Below are 20614 nucleotides of genomic sequence, written 5' to 3' on the forward strand. Positions count from 1 at the left end.
CCAAACCGCGCAGCAGCATCATCGAACCACGCCGACAACGTCGAATCCACACCACGATCGATCTGGCCGGCACTGAAGCGGGACAGCAGGTTTCGTTCTCCATCGACCAAGATGTCAACGTCACCCACCGCTACGGTGGGATCAGCAGTCACCGCACGGAAGGTCCTTACCAGCCGATCACCGAATTCCACAACGGTCGACTCGTCGAACAGATCCGTCGCATACGTCAAAGAGGCGGACATTCCGGCGGGTGCGCCGGCCTCGTCGGTTCGTTCGGTCAGGGTCAACTGGAGGTCGAATTTCGCCAGCGCAAGATCGGCACTTTCGATCGACACTTCGAGGTCGCCCAGTTCGAGCGTTGTCTGTTCGTGGTTCTGGAACGTCAATGCCACCTGGAACAGCGGATGACGAGCCTGCGAACGAACCGGATCGAGAACCTCCACCACACGCTCGAACGGAACATCCGCATGCGCGAACGCCTGTAGATCCACTTCACGCGCCGAAGCCAACAGATCCGTGAACGACATCGACGGATCAACCTCGGTACGCAGCACCAAAGTGTTGACGAACATACCGATCAGATCGTCGAGCTCGGCTTCACCACGACCCGCGATCGGGGCACCGATCGCAATGTCGGTCGTCGCGGACAGTCGTGCCAACAGCACCGCCAGAGCCGAGTGAACAACCATGAACGGAGTTGCGTTCGTTGCCTTGGCCAGTTCGTCCAGCTCAGACCACAGCTGCGGTTCGATGGTGAAACTGTGATTGGCGCCGCGCCCTGAAGCAATCTCGGGACGCGGACGATCACCAGGCAGATCCAACTGCTCCGGAAGATCAGCCAACGCATCCGACCAGAACGCAATCTGCTTCGCGATCACGGACCGCGGATCGTCCTCGGACCCGAGAACCTCACGCTGCCACAACGAGTAATCGGCGTACTGCACCGGCAACGGCGTCCAAGCCGGCACCGACGCTCGTGTACGTGCTTCGTAGGCAACCATCACGTCACGGGTCAACGGACCCATCGAGAAACCGTCGGTCGAGATGTGATGCACGACGAACACCAGAACGTATTCGCTGTCGCCGACTTTGAAGAGCTTGGCGCGCAACGGGACTTCGGACGTCACGTCGAAGCCGACTGTCGCCAGCTCGGCGACGCCCGCAGCCAGGCGATCTTCCGTGATCGACACGGGGCTGAGATCGACGACAACGTCTTGGACGTCGAGGACGTCCTGATAGCCGACGCCGTCGACGTCTGGATACACAGTTCGCAGTGATTCGTGTCGGCCCACGACATCGATCACGGCGGCGTCAAGAGCTGCCACATCGAGGGCGCCCGAAATCCTGATCGCCGCCGGGACGTTGTTCACTGCCGACGCGGGTTCGAACCTGTTCAGGAACCACATGCGCTGCTGCGCCAACGAAAGTGGGATCCGAGCTGGCCGGGGCTGCTGCACCAGTGGGGCGGTGGCGCCCGAACCGGCGTGCAGCTCGAGCCGGACGGCGAGTGACTGCACGGTCGACGCTTCGAAGAGCGCACGAACCGGAACGCTTGTGTCGAGCGCCTCTCCCAGCCGAGCGGCGACACGGGTCGCGATCAACGAGTTGCCGCCGAGTTCGAAGAAATCGTCGTCGCGGCCAACCTGTGCGACTCCGAGAACTTCGGAGAACACCTGCGCGACAGTCTCTTCGACGGTCGTGATCGGCGCCTGGTACACCTTGGACTCGAACACGGGCGAGGGCAGAGCCTTGATGTCCGTCTTGCCCGCGGTGGTCAACGGAATCGAATCGAGTACCAGTACCGAGTCGGGGACCATGTAGCCGGTCAGGAACGTCGACACCGACTCGATGACCTGTGCGGGATCCACCTCGGCGCCGGCCTGCGGCACGACGTATGCAACGAGACGATCTCCGAAGTGATCGTCGGAACGAACGAGAGCAACAGCTTGCGCAACGCCCGCGCAACGGGTCAGCGCGGCCTCGATCTCGCCGAGTTCGATACGGAACCCACGGATCTTGACCTGGAAGTCACTGCGGCCCACGTACTCCACTGCGCCACCGTCGATCCACCGGACCACGTCACCCGTGCGGTACAACCGCTCTCCCGGCGCCCCGAACGGGTCTGCGACAAAACGACCCGCTGTCAATGCCGGCTGTCCCAGGTATCCACGAGCGACCTGAACACCCGACACGTACAACTCACCTGCGACACCAACCGGAACGGGCTGCAAGCGGCCGTCCAAGATCCGCGCGGCCATTCCCCGAATCGGGCCGCCGATGTTCATACGATCAAACGCGGTCAGCGTATCGCTGATGTTCGAGGCGACTGTCGACTCCGTCGGACCGTACGCATTGAAGAATCCACGCACACCGCCATCCGGAAGCGGCACCGCCCACTTGGCAACGAGAGACCGCGAACTGGCTTCGCCACCGACGACAACCACCCGCAACGCGTCGAGCCCGCTCGGATCCACTGATGCCAGCGCAGCGGGCGTCACGAACGCATGCGTCACGCCCTCCGAGCGCAAGATCTCGGCCAATTCCGCGCCGCCGTACACCGTCGTCGGCGCAATCACCATCGTCGATGCTGCTCCGAATGCCATCAGCAACTCGAGAACAGAAGCATCGAAACTCGGCGAGGCGAAATGCAGCGTCCGAGCATCCGCGGTCAGCGCATAGCGCTCGACCTGCTCGGCGCAGAAGTTCGCCACACCCGCATTGGTGACCACAACGCCCTTGGGCAGACCCGTGGTGCCAGAGGTGTAGATGACGTAAGCAGGCTGCCGCTCGTCGATCGCACTGCGTCGATCCGAATCACTCACCGGCGCGCAAGATTCTGCCGCGCACGCCGCCACTGTCTTCTCGTCGTCGAGAACAACCCACGTCAACGCCGACGGCAATCCTGCCTCGACGTCACTGAGCGCAAGACCCAGCACCGCACCGGAATCGGAGATCATGTGGGCGATACGGTCAACCGGATACGTCGGGTCGACGGGCACGAATGCAGCACCCGTTTTCACCACTGCCCACAGAGCGAGAACCGAATCGGCCGAACGCGGAATCGCGATCGCGACCCGATCCTCCGGCCCGACGCCCTTCTCAATCAGAACACGAGCGAGTCGCGACGACCGCTCGTCGAGTTCGCGGTAGCTGATTGACTGACCGTCGAAGCGAATCGCATCCGCCGACGGATCCAAAGCGGCCGCCGCTGTGAGGATCTCGACCAGGGTTCCCGAGACCGACTGACCTCCATGAACATCGGCCAGCACACCCCGCTCGGCCGCATCGAGAATATCGATGTCACCGACGACAATCGAAGGAACCGACACGACAGTCTCGAGGATACGAACCAGACGCCGAGCAAACCCCTCGACCGTCGAAACGTCGAACAGATCTGCAGCAAACGTGAATTCGGCCGAGAGCCCTTGCTGGATCCCGTCTTCGCCGATCGACTCTGTTACTGCGAGTTCGAGGTCGAACTTGGCAGTGGTCGTGTCGATTTCGGCGGCCTTGATCGCCAGTCCCGGCAGTTCCAATGCCGTTTGCGCGAGATTCTGCAAGGACAGCACAACCTGGAAGAGCGGATGTCTGGCCTGCGACCGGGCGGGAGCCAAGACGTCCACCAACCGCTCGAAGGGCACGTCCGAGTGAGCGAACGCTCCGAGCGCGGAATCACTCGCCGCAGCCAGCAGATCCGTGAATGCCTGGGCCTGGTCGACCTCGGTGCGCAGAACAAGCGTGTTGACGAACATACCGACGAGATCGTCGAGCGCCTCGTCCCCGCGACCGGCAACGGGAGTGCCCACGGCGATGTCCGAGGTCCCGCTCAGTCGGGCCATCAGAACGGCAAGCGCCGAGTGCAACGCCATGAAGAGCGTCGCGTTGTTCTCCCGTGCCAGCGCGTCCAATCGACGGTGCACATCCCCGGAGATCTCGAACGCGAATCGCTCGCCGCGCATCGACGCCACATCAGGCCGAGACCGGTCCGACGGAAGCTCGATCACATCCGGTAGGTCTGCCAGAGTCTCGGTCCAGTACGAGATCTGCTGCGAGATCAGTGATTCCGAGTCGTCTTCCGACCCCAGAACCTCACGCTGCCACAACGAATAGTCAGCGTACTGCACAGTCAACGGCTGCCACGCCGGCGCGATCCCGTCCTTGCGTGCCGAGTAGGCAATCATGACATCGCGAGCCAGGGGCGCCATCGACCAACCGTCAGCGGCGATGTGATGAACCACGATCGCAAGGGTGTGCTCGGTGTCGCTGACCGTCAACAGGCGGACACGGATCGGCACGTCGACGGTGACGTCGATCGCTGAGGATCCGATTGCAGCGACTCGACTTTCGAGCTCGTCCTGATTCGAAACCGACTCCACGGTCAGCCCGCCGAACGCCTCCGAGAGCAACAGAATCGACTGCTTCGGTCCGGAAGCCCCGTCCGGATATACCGTTCGGAGCACCTCATGCCGGGCCAGTACGTCCTCCAGCGCCATTTCCATCGCGGCAGTATCGAGATGACCAGTCAGGTGCAGAGCAAAAGTGATGTTGTAAGCAGCTGAGTCGGTGTCGAAGCGGTTCAGGAACCACATGCGCTGCTGCGCCAGCGACAACGGAATTTCCGCGGGACGCACCTGTGCGACGAGCGCCTTCTGCCCGCCGCTACCTACGTGCGACTCGATGTGTGCGGCGAGCGCCTCGACGGTGGAAACGTCGAATAGCGTTCGCACCGGCACCGTAGTGTCGAGCGCCCGCCCCAATCGGGAGGTGACCTGAGTAGCCACCAGGGAGTTGCCACCGAGTTCAAAGAAGTCGTCGTCGAGACCGACTCGTTCCACTCCGAGAACATCCGCAATCACCTGCGCGACAATCTCTTCCACCGGCGTGGTGGGTGCACGGAATTCGCGGACCTCGAAAACAGGCTCCGGCAAAGCCCGGCGATCCAATTTGCCCACCGGGGTCAACGGAACCTCAGCGAGTTCCATGATGACGGACGGAACCATGTAGCTCGGCAGAGCCTCCGCCACGAACGAGGCGAGCACGTCCCGATCGAAACTCGACCCGTCAGCCAGTTCGACGTAGGAAACGAGGGTTGTGACACCCGCCGCGCCTTCGCTTCCGACCGTCACCGCGAAGCGCACAGACTCGTGCGAGGACAGAACTGCGTCGATCTCACCGAGTTCGATACGGAATCCGCGAACCTTGACCTGGAAGTCACTGCGGCCGACGTATTCGAGAACCCCCGCGTCACCGCGCGCGTCTCCGCCGGTCCAGCGCACGACATCGCCGGTCCGGTACATTCGCTCGCCATCCGGCGAATACGGGTTGGCGACAAACCGTTCCGCAGAAAGGCCTCGCCGCTCATGGTAGCCGCGAGCCAATGCAGCGCCCGCAAAGTAGAGCTCTCCCCTGGTACCGACTGGAACAGGATGCAGACGCTCGTCGAGTACCAGTGCCGACATGCCCTCGACGGGACGCCCGATGTCGATCGATCGGCCGATCGCGAGATCGCCGAACGACGAGATGATAGTGGTCTCGGTCGGACCATACCCATTGAAGTAGGCGCGCCCTGGGGCCCATTTCGCCAGCAACTCGGGAGTGGTCACGTCACCGCCGACGGAGACGACTCGCAATTCAGGCAGCTCTGCCGGCTCCATGGTCCCGAGTACTGCGGGAGTGATGATCGCGTGTGTGACCTTCTCGGAATGAAGAAGATCCGACAACTCGTGTCCACCGATAATTGTCGACGGAACGATCACCAAAGTTGCACCCGCGGAGAAGGCGACCATCCATTCGAGTACCGACGGGTCGAAGCTCGGTGAACAGATATGGAGGAAGCGCGAGGACTGTTCTACCCCGTAGCGACGCTGTGCTGCGTCTCTGACGCCACGGAGTCCACCGTGAGTGACGCTGACACCCTTCGGTTTTCCCGTGGAACCGGATGTGTAAATGACATATGCAACGTGAGAACTGTGAATCGGAGCGATTCGGTCCTCGTCCGTGACCGGCGCTGAAGATTGCGCCGACAGTTCTCCGTTCAGCGCCTGGCCGTCAAGGACCAACCATTCTGTGACCGCAGGAAGCTGATCTACGAACTGTCCCGACGTGAGTCCGATCGCGGCCGAAGAATCGGCCAGCATGTGCCGGACACGATCTTCCGGATAACTCGGGTCGACTGGGACGTATGCCGCCCCTGACTTCGCCACCGCCCATACTGCACAGACCATCTCGTACGAGCGAGGAAAGGCGAGAGCAACAATGGTCTCGGGGCCGGCGCCACGTCCGATCAGAACCCGTGCGAGCTTCGACGACTGCTCATCGAGCTCTCGATAGGTGATCGATCGACCCTCGAAGCGCACAGCAACCGAATCCGCCTCAGCCGTGCCGGACAGGAAGATGTCGACGAGACTCTGCCGGGGCATCGTGTCATCCGCGGCTACGACCGTCAGATCGGTGCGCTCGGAGCGTGAGAGCAGGTCGATATCGCCGACGATCGTTTCAGGTCGGGTAGCCACGGCATCGAGGATGCGCACGAACCGAGTAGCGAAAGTGTTCACCGTGGCCGGATCGAACAGGTCCGTGGCATAGGTGAAGGTGGCGCTCAAGACGTCCGAGTCTTCGCTGCCTTCAGGATTCTCGGACACCATGAGCTCGAGATCGAATTTGGCGACCGGTACTTCCAATTCAGCTGCAACTGCTTTGACACCTGAGAATTCCAGTTCGCGTCGTCCACTGATCTCCGCAGTGAGCGCAACCTGGAACAGCGGGTGACGAGCCTGCGAACGCGCCGGACTCAGGACTTCGACCAACCGCTCGAACGGCACATCGGCATGCCCGTAGGCAGACAAGCCCGATTCCCTTACCCGAGCGAGCAACTCTTCGAATCGTTCGTTCGGATCGACCTCGGTGCGAAGCACCAGGGTGTTCACGAACATGCCGATCACGTCGTTGAGCGCTTGATCGCCTCGCCCGCCGATCGGGGCACCGATCGCGATGTCGGAGGTACCACTGAGCCGGCTCAACAGCGTTGCATATGCCGCCTGCAACACCATGAACAGCGAGACGCTCCTCGAGCGCGCCAACTCGTTCAACTTGCGCGTCGTGCGTTCGCTGATCTGAAAATGGTGCTTGGCACCGTGATTGGACGCGATGGCAGGACGAGGTCGGTCGGTCGGCAGATCCAACTGATCCGGCAGATCGGCAAGTGCCCGGCGCCAGAAGTTGATCTGGCGAGACGACTCCGAGCGCGGGTCTTCGTCGGATCCCAGTGCTTCGCGCTGCCACAGGGCGTAGTCGGCGTACTGAATCGGCAGCGGCGTCCACGCCGGCGCAGACTTCTCACTTCGCGCCGAGTAGGCGACGAGAAGGTCACGTGCGAGCGGACGGAACGACAGTCCGTCTGCAGCGATGTGATGGAGAACCATCACCAGGACGTAGTCCGTCGGAGACACCTCGAAGAGGGCAACCCGTACCGGGATTTCGAGCGTCACGTCGAAGCCGCGAGACGCCACGTCGAACAGCGCCGCGTCGAGATGCGAATTCCGAATCTTGACCGGATTCAACTCCACCGCGGCCCGGTCGACCGGCAGAACCAGCTGTTGCGCGGTTCCGTCGACATCAGGGTAGATCGTCCGCAAGGACTCGTGTCGCTCGAGAAGATCCATCACCGCGGCATGCAGGGCGGACGGGTCCACCGAACCGGTGAGCCGGACCGTGAACGGAAGATTGTAGGCGGGCGTCGACGGATCGAGACGGTTGATGAACCACATGCGCTGCTGCGCAAGCGAGAGCGGGACGACCTCGGGACGAGGCTTGGCGATCAGCGGGGTGAGCTGCCTGGCGTTGCCCGCCACCGACTCGGCGCGGGCCGCCAGGGTGGCGACCGTGGTGGATTCGAAGAGCTCTCGAACGCCGAGTTGCACTCCCAATGCCGAACCCACTCGCGTCACCAATTGTGTTGCAACCAGAGAGTTTCCACCGAGCTCGAAGAAGTCGTCATCGATACCGACGCGCTCGACACCGAGAACGTCGGCAAACACGTCCGCCACGATGCGTTCGATTTCGGTGCGGGGCTCGCGGTACTGCTTTGCACTCGCGAACACCGGCTCGGGCAACCCGGCACGATCCAATTTGCCACTCGTGTTGAGCGGCAACGCATCGAGCACCATCAACGCGGCCGGAACCATGTACGACGGGAGGCTTCGGCCGGCGAACTCACTGAGGACCGCAGCATCGATGTTTCGGCCTGGACCCGGCACGACGTAGCCGACCAATTGATCACCGGTCGGGGTGACGGTCACCAAAACGACAGCCTGCGAAACGTCGGGGTGCGCCAGAAGGACGGTCTCGATCTCGCCGAGTTCGATGCGCTGCCCGCGGAACTTCACCTGGAAGTCTGTACGCCCGATGTAGTCGAGATTTCCGTCCTCACGGCGACGAACGAGGTCGCCGGTCCGGTACATACGCTCACCGGCCGTGCCGTACGGATTGGCTACGAACCGATCCGAGCTCAGGTCCGGTCGACCAACGTATCCGCGCGCGAGTTGAACGCCGGCGAGATAGAGCTCACCCGGCTGCCCGATGGGGGTCGGGCGAAGTTGTCCGTCCAGTACGTGCGCCTGAGTGTTCCACTGCGGCATACCGATCGGCACGGAAGTAGTATCCGTGGCCACGGCCTCGTAGTACGTGACCGATACCGCAGCTTCGGTCGGACCGTACAGGTTGTGCAGTCCGGCTCCACAGAGTTCACGGAAGGCCGAAGACGTCTCGGGCGGGAGCGCCTCGCCGATGACGAACACGTGGCGCAACGAATCACAAGATCCGGCAGGTGCATTCGCCGTGAACAGCGTGAGCATGGATGGCACGAAGTCGGTGATCGTGACGCCGAGCTCCGCGATCTTGTTCGCCACGTAGATCGGGTCCCGATGGCCGTCCGGAGTCGCGACGACGAGCGTGGCGCCGACCTGCAACGGCATGAAAAATCCCCACAGCGACACGTCGAATGTCGTGGCGGTCTTCTGCAGGTAGATGTCCGACGCCGAAAGCCCGTACTCGGCATTCATCCACTGAAGCTGATTGTTGATCGCTGCGTGAGTGACCGCGACACCCTTGGGTCGCCCGGTCGACCCCGAGGTGTAGATCACGTACGCAGTGTTCGAGAAATGCAAGGGAGACAGGCGATCTGCGTTGGCGATCGGTCGACTGTCGAGCCGTCCGTAGTCGAGGGTGTCGATCTCGATCACCCGAGTCCCCTCGGGCAGATCCACCTCGTCCCGCGCAGTAGTCACAACACACGTGGGCTGCGCCGACTCGAGAATATAGGCGGTGCGGTCGGCTGGATGGTCGGGATCTACCGGCACCCAGGCCCCGCCGGCCTTGGCGATCGCGTACAGACCGACCATCAAGTCCAGAGACCTGCGGATCGAGAGCCCCACAAGCGATTCGGGTCCGACACCCATGGCGATGAGCTGTCGGGCCAAACCATTTGCGCGGGCGTCGAATTCGGCGTACGTGAGGCTGGCGCCTTCGAAAACGACAGCGGTGGCATCGGGAGTTCTCTCGACCTGACGCTCGAATGCTTCGGTGATGGTCTGCGAGGCAACGTGGAAGCCGGTGCGGTTCCACAAGGCAACCTTGTTTCGCTCCTCGTCGGTTGCGACAGGAAGATCCCAGACCTTGCGGCTCGTTTCGGCCGAGACGAACTTCTCGAGAAACTCTACGAACCGCGAGTGATTTCGCTGGGCGTCCGCGGGCGCGTACAGATTGGGATTCGACTCGAAGTCGATGTGTGTGCGGGTATCGCCGACGCTCTGGTACAGGTTGACACCGAGGTCTTCGATCAAACCCGTGGACAGGATGTGAAGCTCGCCGACGAGGGGCCCGAACGCCAACTCGGTGGAAAACATCATGATGTTGATCCAGGGACCGAAGAATCCGCCCCTGCCCGGCCCGTCCCCGCCGCGAACCATGTCCTCATGTCGGTATCGCTGGTGGCGCAGTGCGCCGGACATTTCGTTCCTGACATCGTCCAGAAGCTCCTGGACGGTGGTGTCCGCGGTGACGGTCAGGCGCAGCGGCACGACGTTGGAGACCATGCCTCCGGATCGACGCAGCACGGCTGTTGTTCGACCGGAAACGGGCAGACTCAGCGACACGTCCTCTCGCCCGGTCATCTGAGCGAGGTACGCCGCAAACGCCGCGACGACAGTGCCGGCAACAGTGGTCTTCTCGATGCGCTCGAGGAACCGCCCGAGCAGCGCCTCGACGTGGTTGGACAGCGCTGCACTGTCGATCCGACTGACTGGAGCAGGCGCGGCACTTCGACCCGCGAGGCTCGAGATCTCGTCGAGATTCTCGATCTTGTCTGCCCAGTACTTGCGATCGGTTTCGAAACGACTCGACTGGCGGTACTTGTTGTCCACCTCGTAGACGTTCCGGAGATCGGAGGCCTCACTCGGCTCCGGATCCCGGCCCTCCACGCGCGCCGAGTACAGCTCCGCCACACGAGTGACGAACGTCGACGCACCGAATCCGTCGAGAATTGTGTGGTGGACCCGCGTGTACCAGTAGTAGCGATTCTCGCCGAGCCGCAGGATCGTGGCAGAGATCAAGCGGTCCGTGAGCATGTCGATCGGCCGGCTGCGATCTGCTCGCATCCACCGCATGGCAGCGTCGTGCGAGTCGTCTTCACTACGAAGGTCGACGTAACCGACCGAATCATCGAGTGTGGGGTCGATGATCTGGTAAGGCTGGGCGTCGATCTCGAAGATCCGGACGAAGGCCGACCCGATTTCGCGACCGGCGTCTGCGCAGGCCTGCCGAAGGGCGTCAAGTTCCAGAGCACCACGGAGTTCGACGTACTGAGCGATGTTGACCGGAACGGCGGGATCGAGGTGTTGCGCGAACCACATACCGAGCTGGGCCGCGGAAAGCGGGAATGCGTCGGATCGCTGAACGTCTTCCGGCGAGCTGCCGACCTCCGGCTTGCCGCTCCCCAGTTCTCCGTTACCCAGCGAATTCACGCCCACAGCCTCTCTTCCACACCATTGCGCACCCGTGCGAGCCGAACGTCCGATTCGCAGCAGCTACCGACCTCATCCAACCTCGACGAGCCAGAACCACCCATTGTCTCCGATACATAGGTGACAAGAGAAATCCATACCCCGGTGTATCGATGGTTTTGTTGCAATTCGTTACAAATCGCCCAGCTCATCTACCCCCCGATCGCATTGCCGAAACGCACCGTTCAGACGCGGCGCGCGACACCTCACCCCCTGGGACAATCAATTGCAACCGACGATCTACACCCCAACCCACATCAGTCACCTCGGACAATTTACAGGGCCGCCAGGTACTGGATGTCTGAGCTCGAACAAGATTCGACAGTCGCTGATCGAGACTATCGGTACTCGCCGACAGACCGACGAAAGAACGCGCCGACCAGCGGTCGGCGCGTTCTTCGATTTACGGTACGAAGCTTCAGGAAAAGCCCATACCAGTCACACTCTTCAGGTGCTCGCTGCTGACCCCTGGAGCCAGCTCCACAAGCTGCAGCCCGTCCGCGGTGACGTCCAGCACTGCCAGGTCGGTGATGATCCGGTTGACGACGCCCGCCCCGGTGAGCGGCAGGGTGCACGCCTCGACGATCTTGGGATTGCCGTCGCGATCGGTGTGCTCCATCACGACGATGACGCGGCGGGCACCGTGGACCAGGTCCATCGCCCCGCCCATACCCTTCACCATCTTGCCCGGCACCATCCAGTTGGCGAGGTCACCGGTCTTCGACACCTGCATCCCGCCGAGCACCGCGGTGTCGATGTGGCCGCCGCGGATCATCCCGAACGAGAGAGCCGAGTCGAAGAACGCGGCACCTGAATTGACGGTGACGGTTTCTTTACCGGCATTGATGAGGTCGGCATCGACCTGATCATCGGTCGGATACGGTCCGGTACCGAGGATGCCGTTCTCGCTGTGCAGGACCACCTTGACGCCCTCGGGCAGGTAACTGGGGATCAGCGTCGGCAGGCCGATGCCGAGGTTGACGTACTCACCCGGCCGCATCTCGGCAGCAGCGCGAGCGGCCATCTCGTGGCGAGTCCAACCGATACGAGTTTCCTCTGCGCTGCTCACTTGGTGCCTCCTGAGACGGTCCGCTTCTCGATCCGCTTCTCCTGTGGGCCTGTGTGCACGACCCGCGCGACGAACACACCAGGTAGGTGCACGTGCGCGGGGTCGATGTCGCCCGGCTCGACGAGGTTCTCCACCTGCGCGATGGTGATCCGGCCGGCCATGGCAGCAAGCGGGTTGAAGTTCATCGCCGTCTTGTTGAAGACGAGGTTTCCTTCGGTGTCGCCGTAGTCCGCGTGCACGAGCGCGAAGTCAGCGGTGATCGCCTCTTCCAATACATACGTGCGGCCACCGAACACTGCCGTCGCCTTCGGTGGCGACGCCACGGCGATCGAACCGTCCGCGTTGTATCGCCACGGCAAGCCGCCCTCGGCGATCGGGGTGCCGACGCCCGCCGGAGTGTAGAACGCCGGAATGCCGATACCGCCAGCTCGCAGCCGCTCGGCCAGCGTCCCCTGCGGCGTCAACTCCACTTCGAGCTCACCGGCGAGATACTGACGGGCGAACTCCTTGTTCTCCCCCACGTACGACGCCGTCACCCTGGCAATCCGGTGCGCGCCGAGCAGAATCCCGAGACCGTAGTCGTCGACACCGCAGTTGTTGGAGAACACCTCGAGATCGGTGGCGTCGCCGTCGGCGATCGCCGCGATCAGTGCGTCGGGAATACCGCACAGCCCGAAGCCGCCCACTGCGAGCCTGGATCCGCTCGCGATGTCGGCAACTGCCTCAGCTGCCGTATTCACGACTTTGCTCATCCGTTAGTTCTCCTTCTGCTGAAAGATTCCGGCTCGGTGAAGAAGCTTCTCGGCGTGACGGAGAACGGGAGCGTCGACCATCTTGCCCTCGAACGCGAACACACCACGTTCAGTAGACACCGCGGCAAGCACTCGTGTGGCCCAGTCGATCTCTTTTTCCGAAGGTGCGAAGGCCCCACGGATGACCTCGACCTGACTCGGATGGATCGCAACCTTCACGTCGAAGCCGACTGCGACGGCATCAGCGGACTCGACGCCCAGGCCGACGAGGTCCTTGATGTCGAGATAAACGGAATCGACAGCCAACCGGCCGTAGCTCTTCGCAGCCAGGAGAGACGTCGATCGGACGTGCTTGGCAACGTCGCGGTACGAACCGTTCGGGTGCCTGCTCGAATTACCGCCGAGACCGGCCACAAGATCCTCGGCTCCCCACATGACACCGATGGCGTTCGCAGCAAGCGCGATGTCGGCCACGGCGAGGGCTCCTCGCGGGGACTCGACGAGTGCAACCACGTCCGCCGGTGCGAGCGAGAGGACGTCCTCGGCCGATTCGCACTTGGACAGCATGAGACGCGAATAGTGTGTGCCGTCCAGCGCGATCAGATCGAGTTCGTGATCAGATGTACCGACCGGATTGACGCGCACGACCGTCCGCTCCGGATCGAGAGGCGTGTCGATCAGGGCTGCACGTGCGGCTTCCTTGTCGGCCGGCGCCACACCGTCTTCGAGATCGAGGATCACGACGTCGGCAACAGCCGCGGCCTTCGCATAGCGCTCGGGACGATCCGCCGGGCAGAACAACCACGCCGGCCCCGGCGGTGTCCACGTCATGAGGACACCTCTGCCGGACGCAGTTGCACCAGTGTCTTGCGCGTGGCCAGTGCGACGACGTCACCGTGCTGGTTACGCCCGGTGTGCACGAGCGTCACGATGCCTTCACCTGGACGGCTCTTCGACTCGCGCTTGTCCGCGATGAGCGTCTCGGCATACAAGGTGTCGCCGTGAAAGAGCGGCTTCGGGAAGCTGATCTCGGAGAAACCGAGGTTCGCCACGATGGTGCCCTGCGTCAACTGCGCGACGGACAGGCCGACGATGGTCGACAGGGTGAACATCGAATTGACCAGCCGCACACCGAATTGAGTGTCCTCGCTGTACGCGGCATCGAGATGCAACGCCTGCGTGTTCATGGTCAAAGTCGTGAACAGGACGTTGTCAGCCTCGGTCACCGTCCGGCCTGGGCGATGCTCGTAGATCGCGCCGACCTCGAACTCCTCGAACCAGAGCCCGCGCTGAGTGATCTTCTTGGGGTTCGTCACAACCCTGCCTCACGGGCGATGAGCATCAACTGCACCTCGGTGGTTCCCTCACCGATTTCGAGGATCTTGCTGTCACGGTAGTGACGCGCGACGGCGTACTCGTTCATGAAGCCGTATCCGCCGTGGATCTGGGTGGCGTCGCGAGCGTTGTCCATGGCAGCTTCGGAGGAAATCAGCTTGGCGATGGATGCCTGCTTCTTGAACGGCTTGCCCGACAACATGAGTGCGGCCGCGTCGTAGTACGCGGTACGTGCGACGTGGGCGCGGGCCTCCATACGCGCGATCTTGAAAGCGATGGCCTGGTTGTGTCCGATGGGCCGACCGAACGCCTCGCGCTCCTTTGCATACTTGATCGACTCGTCGACGCAGCCCTGGGCGGCACCGACGCTCAACGCGGAAATAGCGATGCGGCCTTCGTCGAGGATGCGCAGGAAGTTCGCGTAGCCGCGGCCGCGCTCACCGAGCAGATTCTCCTCGGGGACACGAACATCGGCGAATGTGAGGGGATGGGTGTCGGATGCGTTCCAACCGACCTTGTTGTATGCCGGTTCGGCCGTGAAGCCCGGCGTCGTGGTCGGCACGAGGATCGTCGAGATCTCCTTCTTGCCGCCGTCCTTGACACCCGTGACCGCGGTGACCGTCACGAGCTTGGTGATGTCGGTGCCCGAGTTGGTGATGAACTGCTTGTTGCCGTTGATGATCCACTCACCGCTGTCGAACTTCGCGGTGGTCTTGGTTCCGCCGGCGTCGCTACCCGCGCCGGGTTCGGTCAGGCCGAAGGCAGCCAACGACTTGCCGCTGGTGAGCTGCGGAAGCCACTCCTGCTTCTGTGCCTCGTTACCGAAACGGTAGATCGGCATGGCACCAAGGGACACACCAGCTTCGAGAGTGATCGCGACGCTCTGGTCGACCTTGCCCAGCTCTTCGAGCGCCAGGCAGAGTGCGAAGTAGTCGCCACCCATTCCGCCGTACTCCTCGGGAAACGGCAGGCCGAACAGTCCCATGTCCGCCATCCCGGCAACTACCTCGTACGGGAAGGTGTGGTTGGCGTCGTGCTCGGCAGCGACCGGTGCCACGACGGTCTTCGCGAAGTCCGCAACCGTCTTGGCGAGCTGCTGGTATTCGTCCGGAAGCGCTCCGGTGGCAAGGTAATCGGACATCAGGCGTCTTCCTTCTGCGTCGTGTTCTCGGTATTTTCTTCGGCAGTCTCTTCGTCTTGGGCAGGTACCACGCGGGCCAGAACCTGATCCACCATCACCTGATCGCCCTGACGGACGAGAACTTCCACGATTCCGTCGATCGGGGAGGTCAAGGAATGTTCCATCTTCATGGCCTCGACCACGACGAGCGGTTGTCCCGCGCTCACTGCTGCGCCGTTCTCGACGTTGACTGCGATGACGGCACCGGGCATGGGGCTGGCGATTTCGGCGTCGCCGGCGTGCTTGTCCTCACCGCGAACGCTGACTTCGGCTACCTCGCGCACGTGCCAGGTTCCGCCGCCTGCCAGCCACAGACCGCCATCGGTCTGGGCGACGACAAACGTGCGTCGACGTCCGTCGATCACCACCGCCAGTTCGGATCCCGTCAGGGTCGCGCTGAATGCGCGCGGCTGTGAACCTTCGACCTCGACCTTTGCATCCGCGGGAACGCCGACGATCGCAACGTGCGTCGTTCGGGTGCCGGCGGAGAGCCTGATGCTGGTCGGAGCGGGAGTTCCGACGCGCCACCCACTCGGGACGTCCCAGGGATCAACGGATTCCGAAGTTGTCCACCGCGAGAGCCAGCGATACGCCGCGGCAGCAATGAGCACCTCGTCGGAGGCGTCGGCTGCGACAAAGTCTTCGACGCGACGATCGAGCAGACCGGTGTCGAGGTTGCCCGCGATCACATCCGGATCAGCGAGGAGGAACCGTGCGAATTCGATGTTGGTCACGACTCCGAGCACTGCGGTGTCACCGAGTGCGCGATCGAGCTTGCGCAGTGCGCCCGCGCGGTCGGGAGCGTGGGCGATGACCTTGCTGAGCATCGGGTCGTAGTCACTGCCGACGACGGTGCCCGCGAGCAGTCCGGAATCGACGCGCACGCCGGAACCTGACGGCTCGACCAGATCGACGACGCTGCCGCCGGTCGGCAGGAATCCACGGCCCGGATCCTCCGCGTACACACGAGCTTCGATGGCGTGCCCGGTCAGCGTGATGTCACTCTGGGAGAAGGCCAACTTCTCCCCTGCTGCCACACGGACCTGCCATTCGACCAGATCCAGTCCGGTCACCATTTCGGTGACGGGATGCTCGACCTGGAGGCGGGTGTTCATCTCCATGAAGAAGAACTCGTCCGGCTTGTCGGCGGAGACGATGAACTCCACGGTGCCGGCGCCGGTGTAATCGACGCTTCGAGCGGTGTTGCACGCTGCCGCGCCGATCCGGTCACGGGTCACCTGATCGAGCAGCGGCGAGGGAGCCTCTTCGATGACCTTCTGGTGACGCCGCTGCAGGCTGCATTCGCGCTCACCGAGGTGAACGACGTTGCCGTGCTGGTCGGCGAGAATCTGGACCTCAATGTGCCGGGGCCGCAGGACGAATCGCTCGAGGAACAGGGTGTCGTCGCCGAACGACGACGCGGCCTCACGGCGGGCACTGCGAAGAGCCTCGGCCAGATTGGCCGGATCCTCGACCAGACGCATTCCCTTGCCACCGCCGCCTGCCGAAGGCTTGACCAACACCGGGTAGCCGATGTCCTCGGCCGCTGCGATCAGTTCTTCGTCGGTCAGATTCGGGCGAGCGATACCCGGGACCACCGGCACGTCGAACGCGGCAACCGCGTTCTTCGCGGTGATCTTGTCGCCCATCACCTCGATAGCCCGCTCGGAGGGGCCGAGGAAGGCGATTCCGGCGGCCGCGCAAGCAGCCGAGAACGCCGAGTTCTCCGACAGGAAGCCGTAACCGGGGTGAATACCCTGAGCACCGGTGGACTTGGCAGCGTCGATCACCTTGTCGATGACGAGGTAGCTTTCACGCGCCGCGGCCGGTCCGATGTTGACGGCAGTGTCGGCCTCGCGGACGTGGCGAGCATTCGCATCGGCGTCGCTGTAGACGGCGACGCTGCGAATTCCCAATTCACGCAACGTGCGGATCACGCGAACCGCGATCTCACCGCGGTTGGCCACGAGAACAGTATCGATAGTGCGCAACTCAGTCATTTCGCTCACATCCGGAAGACGCCGTAGGAGACCGGCTCGATCGGTGCGTTTGCGCACACCGAAAGGGCCAGGCCGAGAACAGTTCTGGTATCTGCGGGATCGATGACACCGTCATCCCACAGCCGCGCAGTGGAGTAGTACGGATTGCCTTGAGCCTCGTACTGCTCACGGATCGGCGCCTTGAACGACTCTTCGTCCTCGGCCGACCACGGATTGCCCGCGCTGTCGAGCTGCTCGCTACGAACCGTCGAGAGCACCGAAGCTGCCTGCTCGCCGCCCATGACCGAGATGCGCGCGTTCGGCCACATCCACAGGAAGCGAGGCGAATACGCGCGTCCACACATGGAATAGTTGCCGGCGCCGTACGAGCCGCCGATGACAACTGTCAGCTTGGGGACCCGTGCACACGCAACTGCCGTGACCATCTTGGCGCCGTGCTTGGCGATGCCGCCGGCCTCGTAGTCGCGTCCCACCATGAAGCCTGCGATGTTCTGCAGGAACAGCAGCGGCACACTGCGCTTGTCGCACAGTTCGATGAAATGTGCTCCCTTCATGGCGGATTCACCGAAGAGCACGCCGTTGTTGGCGATGATGCCGACCGGGTGGCCCTCGATGTGGGCGAAACCGGTGACGAGCGTCTTGCCGTACTCAGCCTTGAACTCCTGGAACGCGCCACCGTCGACGAGCTTGGTGATCACCTCGTGCACGTCGTACGGAGTCCGAGGATCGGTCGGGACGACGTCGTAGAGTTCGCTTTGATCTGCGACAGGCGGAACCGTGGAGATGACGTCCCACGGGCGCTCGGAGCGGGGGCCGAGCGTGGCAATGATGTTGCGCACGATACGAAGTGCGTCGCGGTCATCCTCGGCCAGGTGATCGGTGACGCCGGAAACCTTGGAGTGCAGGTCGCCGCCGCCGAGTTCTTCGGCGGTGACGATCTCACCGGTGGCCGCCTTCACCAGCGGCGGACCACCGAGGAAGATCGTGCCCTGGTTGCGGACGATCACTGCTTCGTCACTCATCGCGGGCACGTAGGCGCCGCCCGCGGTGCACGAACCGAGAACTGCGGCGATCTGGGGAATCCCCTTGGCACTCATGGTCGCCTGGTTGTAGAAGATCCGGCCGAAGTGTTCACGGTCCGGGAAGACCTCGTCCTGGCGCGGCAGGAAGGCGCCGCCGGAGTCGACGAGGTAGATGCATGGAAGGTTGTTCTGCAGCGCAACTTCCTGCGCGCGCAGGTGCTTCTTCACCGTCATCGGGTAGTACGTGCCGCCCTTGACCGTTGCGTCATTGGCAACGATGACGCACTCCCGGCCCGACACACGGCCGATACCGGTGATGACGCCGGCGCCGGGGCACTCGTCGTCGTACAGGCCGTTGGCCGCCAGCGGCGACAACTCGAGGAACGGGCTGCCCTGGTCGAGCAGCGAGTCGACGCGATCTCGCGGCAGCAGTTTCCCTCTGCTCACGTGGCGCTCGCGAGAGCGCTCGTTGCCACCCAGCGCTGCTTGCGCCAGTTTCTTCTTCAGTTCGTCCACCAGAACGGTGTGATCGGACCGGTAGCCCGATCCTTGCGTGATTCCACTGGGAGTCATCCCGCCGCCTTCGCCATGAGTTAATGCTCGATAACTGAAACTAGATTAACTATGATTAACTGAGTTGTCCAGAACACAAGCGAAGAAAGATCGAGAGAATGACCTCTGAGCAGGTAGCAGCTCCGACGCGACGCGATCAGATGAAGGCCGACCGTCGTCGTCAGCTCTTGGATGCCGCCGCACGGTTGATCGCCGAACGCGGATTCGTGAGTGTGCGACTCGAAGACCTCGGCGCGGCCGTCGGTATCAGCGGCCCGGCCGTGTACCGGCATTTCCCCAACAAGGATGCCGTCCTCGTGGAACTTCTCGTCGGCATCAGCACGCGCCTGCACGAAGGCGGCTCTGCGGCAGCGGAGGCAGCGGACTCACCGAGCGCCGCACTCGACGCACTGGTGGAGTTCCACCTCGACTTCGCGCTCGGCGAGCCGGACCTGATCCGCATCCAGGACCGCGACCTCGAAAGCCTGCCGGCCGACGCGCGTCGACAGGTACGCCAGACGCAGCGCAAGTACGTCGAGGTGTGGGTCGGGGTGCTCGAGCAACTCGATCCCCAACTCGATCAGGCGGACGCACGCATCAAAGCGCATGCCACCTTCGGTCTGATCAACTCGACCCCTCACAGCGCCAACCCCGCTTCGCCGGCACGCGCGCGTCGAGTCCTGCGGGATATGACGCTCGCCGCACTGCGCACCCACTGAAACCGGACACGGCACAATCGGTGGCAGACTGGTTACACCAGCTAACAGATGAGGGTGCCGAACGTGGAAGACAGCAGTGGGGTCAGCCGGGCCGATTTCGCCGAACTGCGGACCGAGTTCTCCCGCTTCATGATGTTGTACCAATTCGGAATCTCCGAACTGATGACCAAGGTGAACATCCTCAAGGACGAGTTCACCCACATCAATCAGTACAGCCCCATCGAACACGTCACGTCACGAGTCCAGTCACCGGACAGCATTCTGCGAAAGGCTCAACGCCTGAACGTCCCGCTGACGATCGACGACATCTCGAAGAACATCTTCGACATCGCTGGAGTACGTATCACCTGCAGCTTCATTTCCGACACGTACCGAATCGCCGAGATGCTCACCAGCCAGACGGACCTTCGGGTGATCGAGCGCGAGGACTACATCGCCGATCCGAAACCCAACGGCTACAAGAGCTTGCACTTGATCGTCGAGGTCCCGGTTTTCATGAGTGACCGCGTCAGGCACGTACCGATCGAACTTCAGATCCGCACGATCGCGATGGATTTCTGGGCGAGCCTCGAACACAAGATCTACTACAAGTACAACCGCGAGGTTCCCGTCGAACTCCTCGACGAACTCACCGAGGCAGCGGCCGCGGCACACCGCCTGGACGTCAAGATGGAACGGCTCAACGACGAGTTCGCGAAAATCAAAGCGCTACCGCATCCTGACGACGAAATCCTCGAGCAGGATCTGCCGGCGCAGTTCCTCGAGGCGCTGCATCTTCAGCGACGGGCGCTCTGAATTCGGTCCCCCTCCCCTGAGCGAACGCGCCTTTCGGCGCATCTGAGGCGACGAAAGTGCCGTTCGCTCACAACTGGGGTCGGACAACTAGGGCAAACCAAAAGTGGGGCCGCCCCCACGTCGGGGGGGGGCC

The 20614-nt window shown here is 62.8% G+C and carries 10 protein-coding genes; 2 read left to right on the top strand and 8 right to left on the bottom strand.

Annotated features, from left to right (window positions below):
- The 8 genes from RWT78_RS18545 to RWT78_RS18580 all read right to left on the bottom strand — a co-directional run.
- Window positions 1-11018, bottom strand: an 11018-nt coding sequence (locus RWT78_RS18545) for a non-ribosomal peptide synthetase (RefSeq protein ID WP_314677173.1), incomplete at its 3' end; no start/stop codon positions are given.
- Window positions 11019-11475: 457 nt separating this feature from the next.
- Entirely contained in the window at window positions 11476-12081 is a 606-nt protein-coding gene (locus tag RWT78_RS18550) for a 3-oxoacid CoA-transferase subunit B (RefSeq protein ID WP_314677184.1), read from the bottom strand.
- Window positions 12082-12122: 41 nt separating this feature from the next.
- Entirely contained in the window at window positions 12123-12878 is a 756-nt protein-coding gene (locus RWT78_RS18555) for a CoA transferase subunit A (protein WP_314677175.1), read from the bottom strand.
- A 3-nt stretch (window positions 12879-12881) separates the two neighbouring features.
- Window positions 12882-13709 (bottom strand): CoA ester lyase, encoded by an 828-nt coding sequence (locus RWT78_RS18560; protein ID WP_314677176.1) that lies wholly within the window; start codon window positions 13707-13709, stop codon window positions 12882-12884.
- The gene (locus RWT78_RS18565; RefSeq protein WP_003942078.1) at window positions 13706-14194 is read right to left on the bottom strand and encodes a MaoC family dehydratase; all 489 of its coding nucleotides are present in this window, start codon (window positions 14192-14194) and stop codon (window positions 13706-13708) included. Before RWT78_RS18565 ends, RWT78_RS18560 begins: the two co-directional genes overlap by 4 nt.
- Window positions 14191-15354, bottom strand: coding sequence for an acyl-CoA dehydrogenase family protein (locus tag RWT78_RS18570; RefSeq protein WP_007730190.1), 1164 nt, complete (start codon window positions 15352-15354; stop codon window positions 14191-14193). The genes RWT78_RS18565 and RWT78_RS18570 overlap by 4 nt, the downstream gene beginning before the upstream one ends.
- Entirely contained in the window at window positions 15354-17393 is a 2040-nt protein-coding gene (locus RWT78_RS18575; protein WP_314677179.1) for an acetyl/propionyl/methylcrotonyl-CoA carboxylase subunit alpha, read from the bottom strand. Before RWT78_RS18575 ends, RWT78_RS18570 begins: the two co-directional genes overlap by 1 nt.
- A gap of 5 nt (window positions 17394-17398) precedes the next feature.
- The gene (locus RWT78_RS18580; protein ID WP_021334316.1) at window positions 17399-18988 is read right to left on the bottom strand and encodes a carboxyl transferase domain-containing protein; all 1590 of its coding nucleotides are present in this window, start codon (window positions 18986-18988) and stop codon (window positions 17399-17401) included.
- Window positions 18989-19086: 98 nt separating this feature from the next.
- On the opposite strand from RWT78_RS18580, the gene RWT78_RS18585 reads away from it, so the two are divergent.
- Window positions 19087-19686 (top strand): TetR/AcrR family transcriptional regulator, encoded by a 600-nt coding sequence (locus tag RWT78_RS18585; RefSeq protein WP_003941968.1) that lies wholly within the window; start codon window positions 19087-19089, stop codon window positions 19684-19686.
- Between the two features lie 48 nt (window positions 19687-19734).
- Window positions 19735-20481, top strand: coding sequence for a GTP pyrophosphokinase family protein (locus tag RWT78_RS18590; protein WP_314677182.1), 747 nt, complete (start codon window positions 19735-19737; stop codon window positions 20479-20481).
- Window positions 20482-20614 lie beyond the last annotated feature (133 nt).

Origin of the sequence: uncultured Rhodococcus sp. (assembly GCF_963525155.1) — a bacterium.
Taxonomy (GTDB): domain Bacteria; phylum Actinomycetota; class Actinomycetes; order Mycobacteriales; family Mycobacteriaceae; genus Rhodococcus_F; species Rhodococcus_F qingshengii.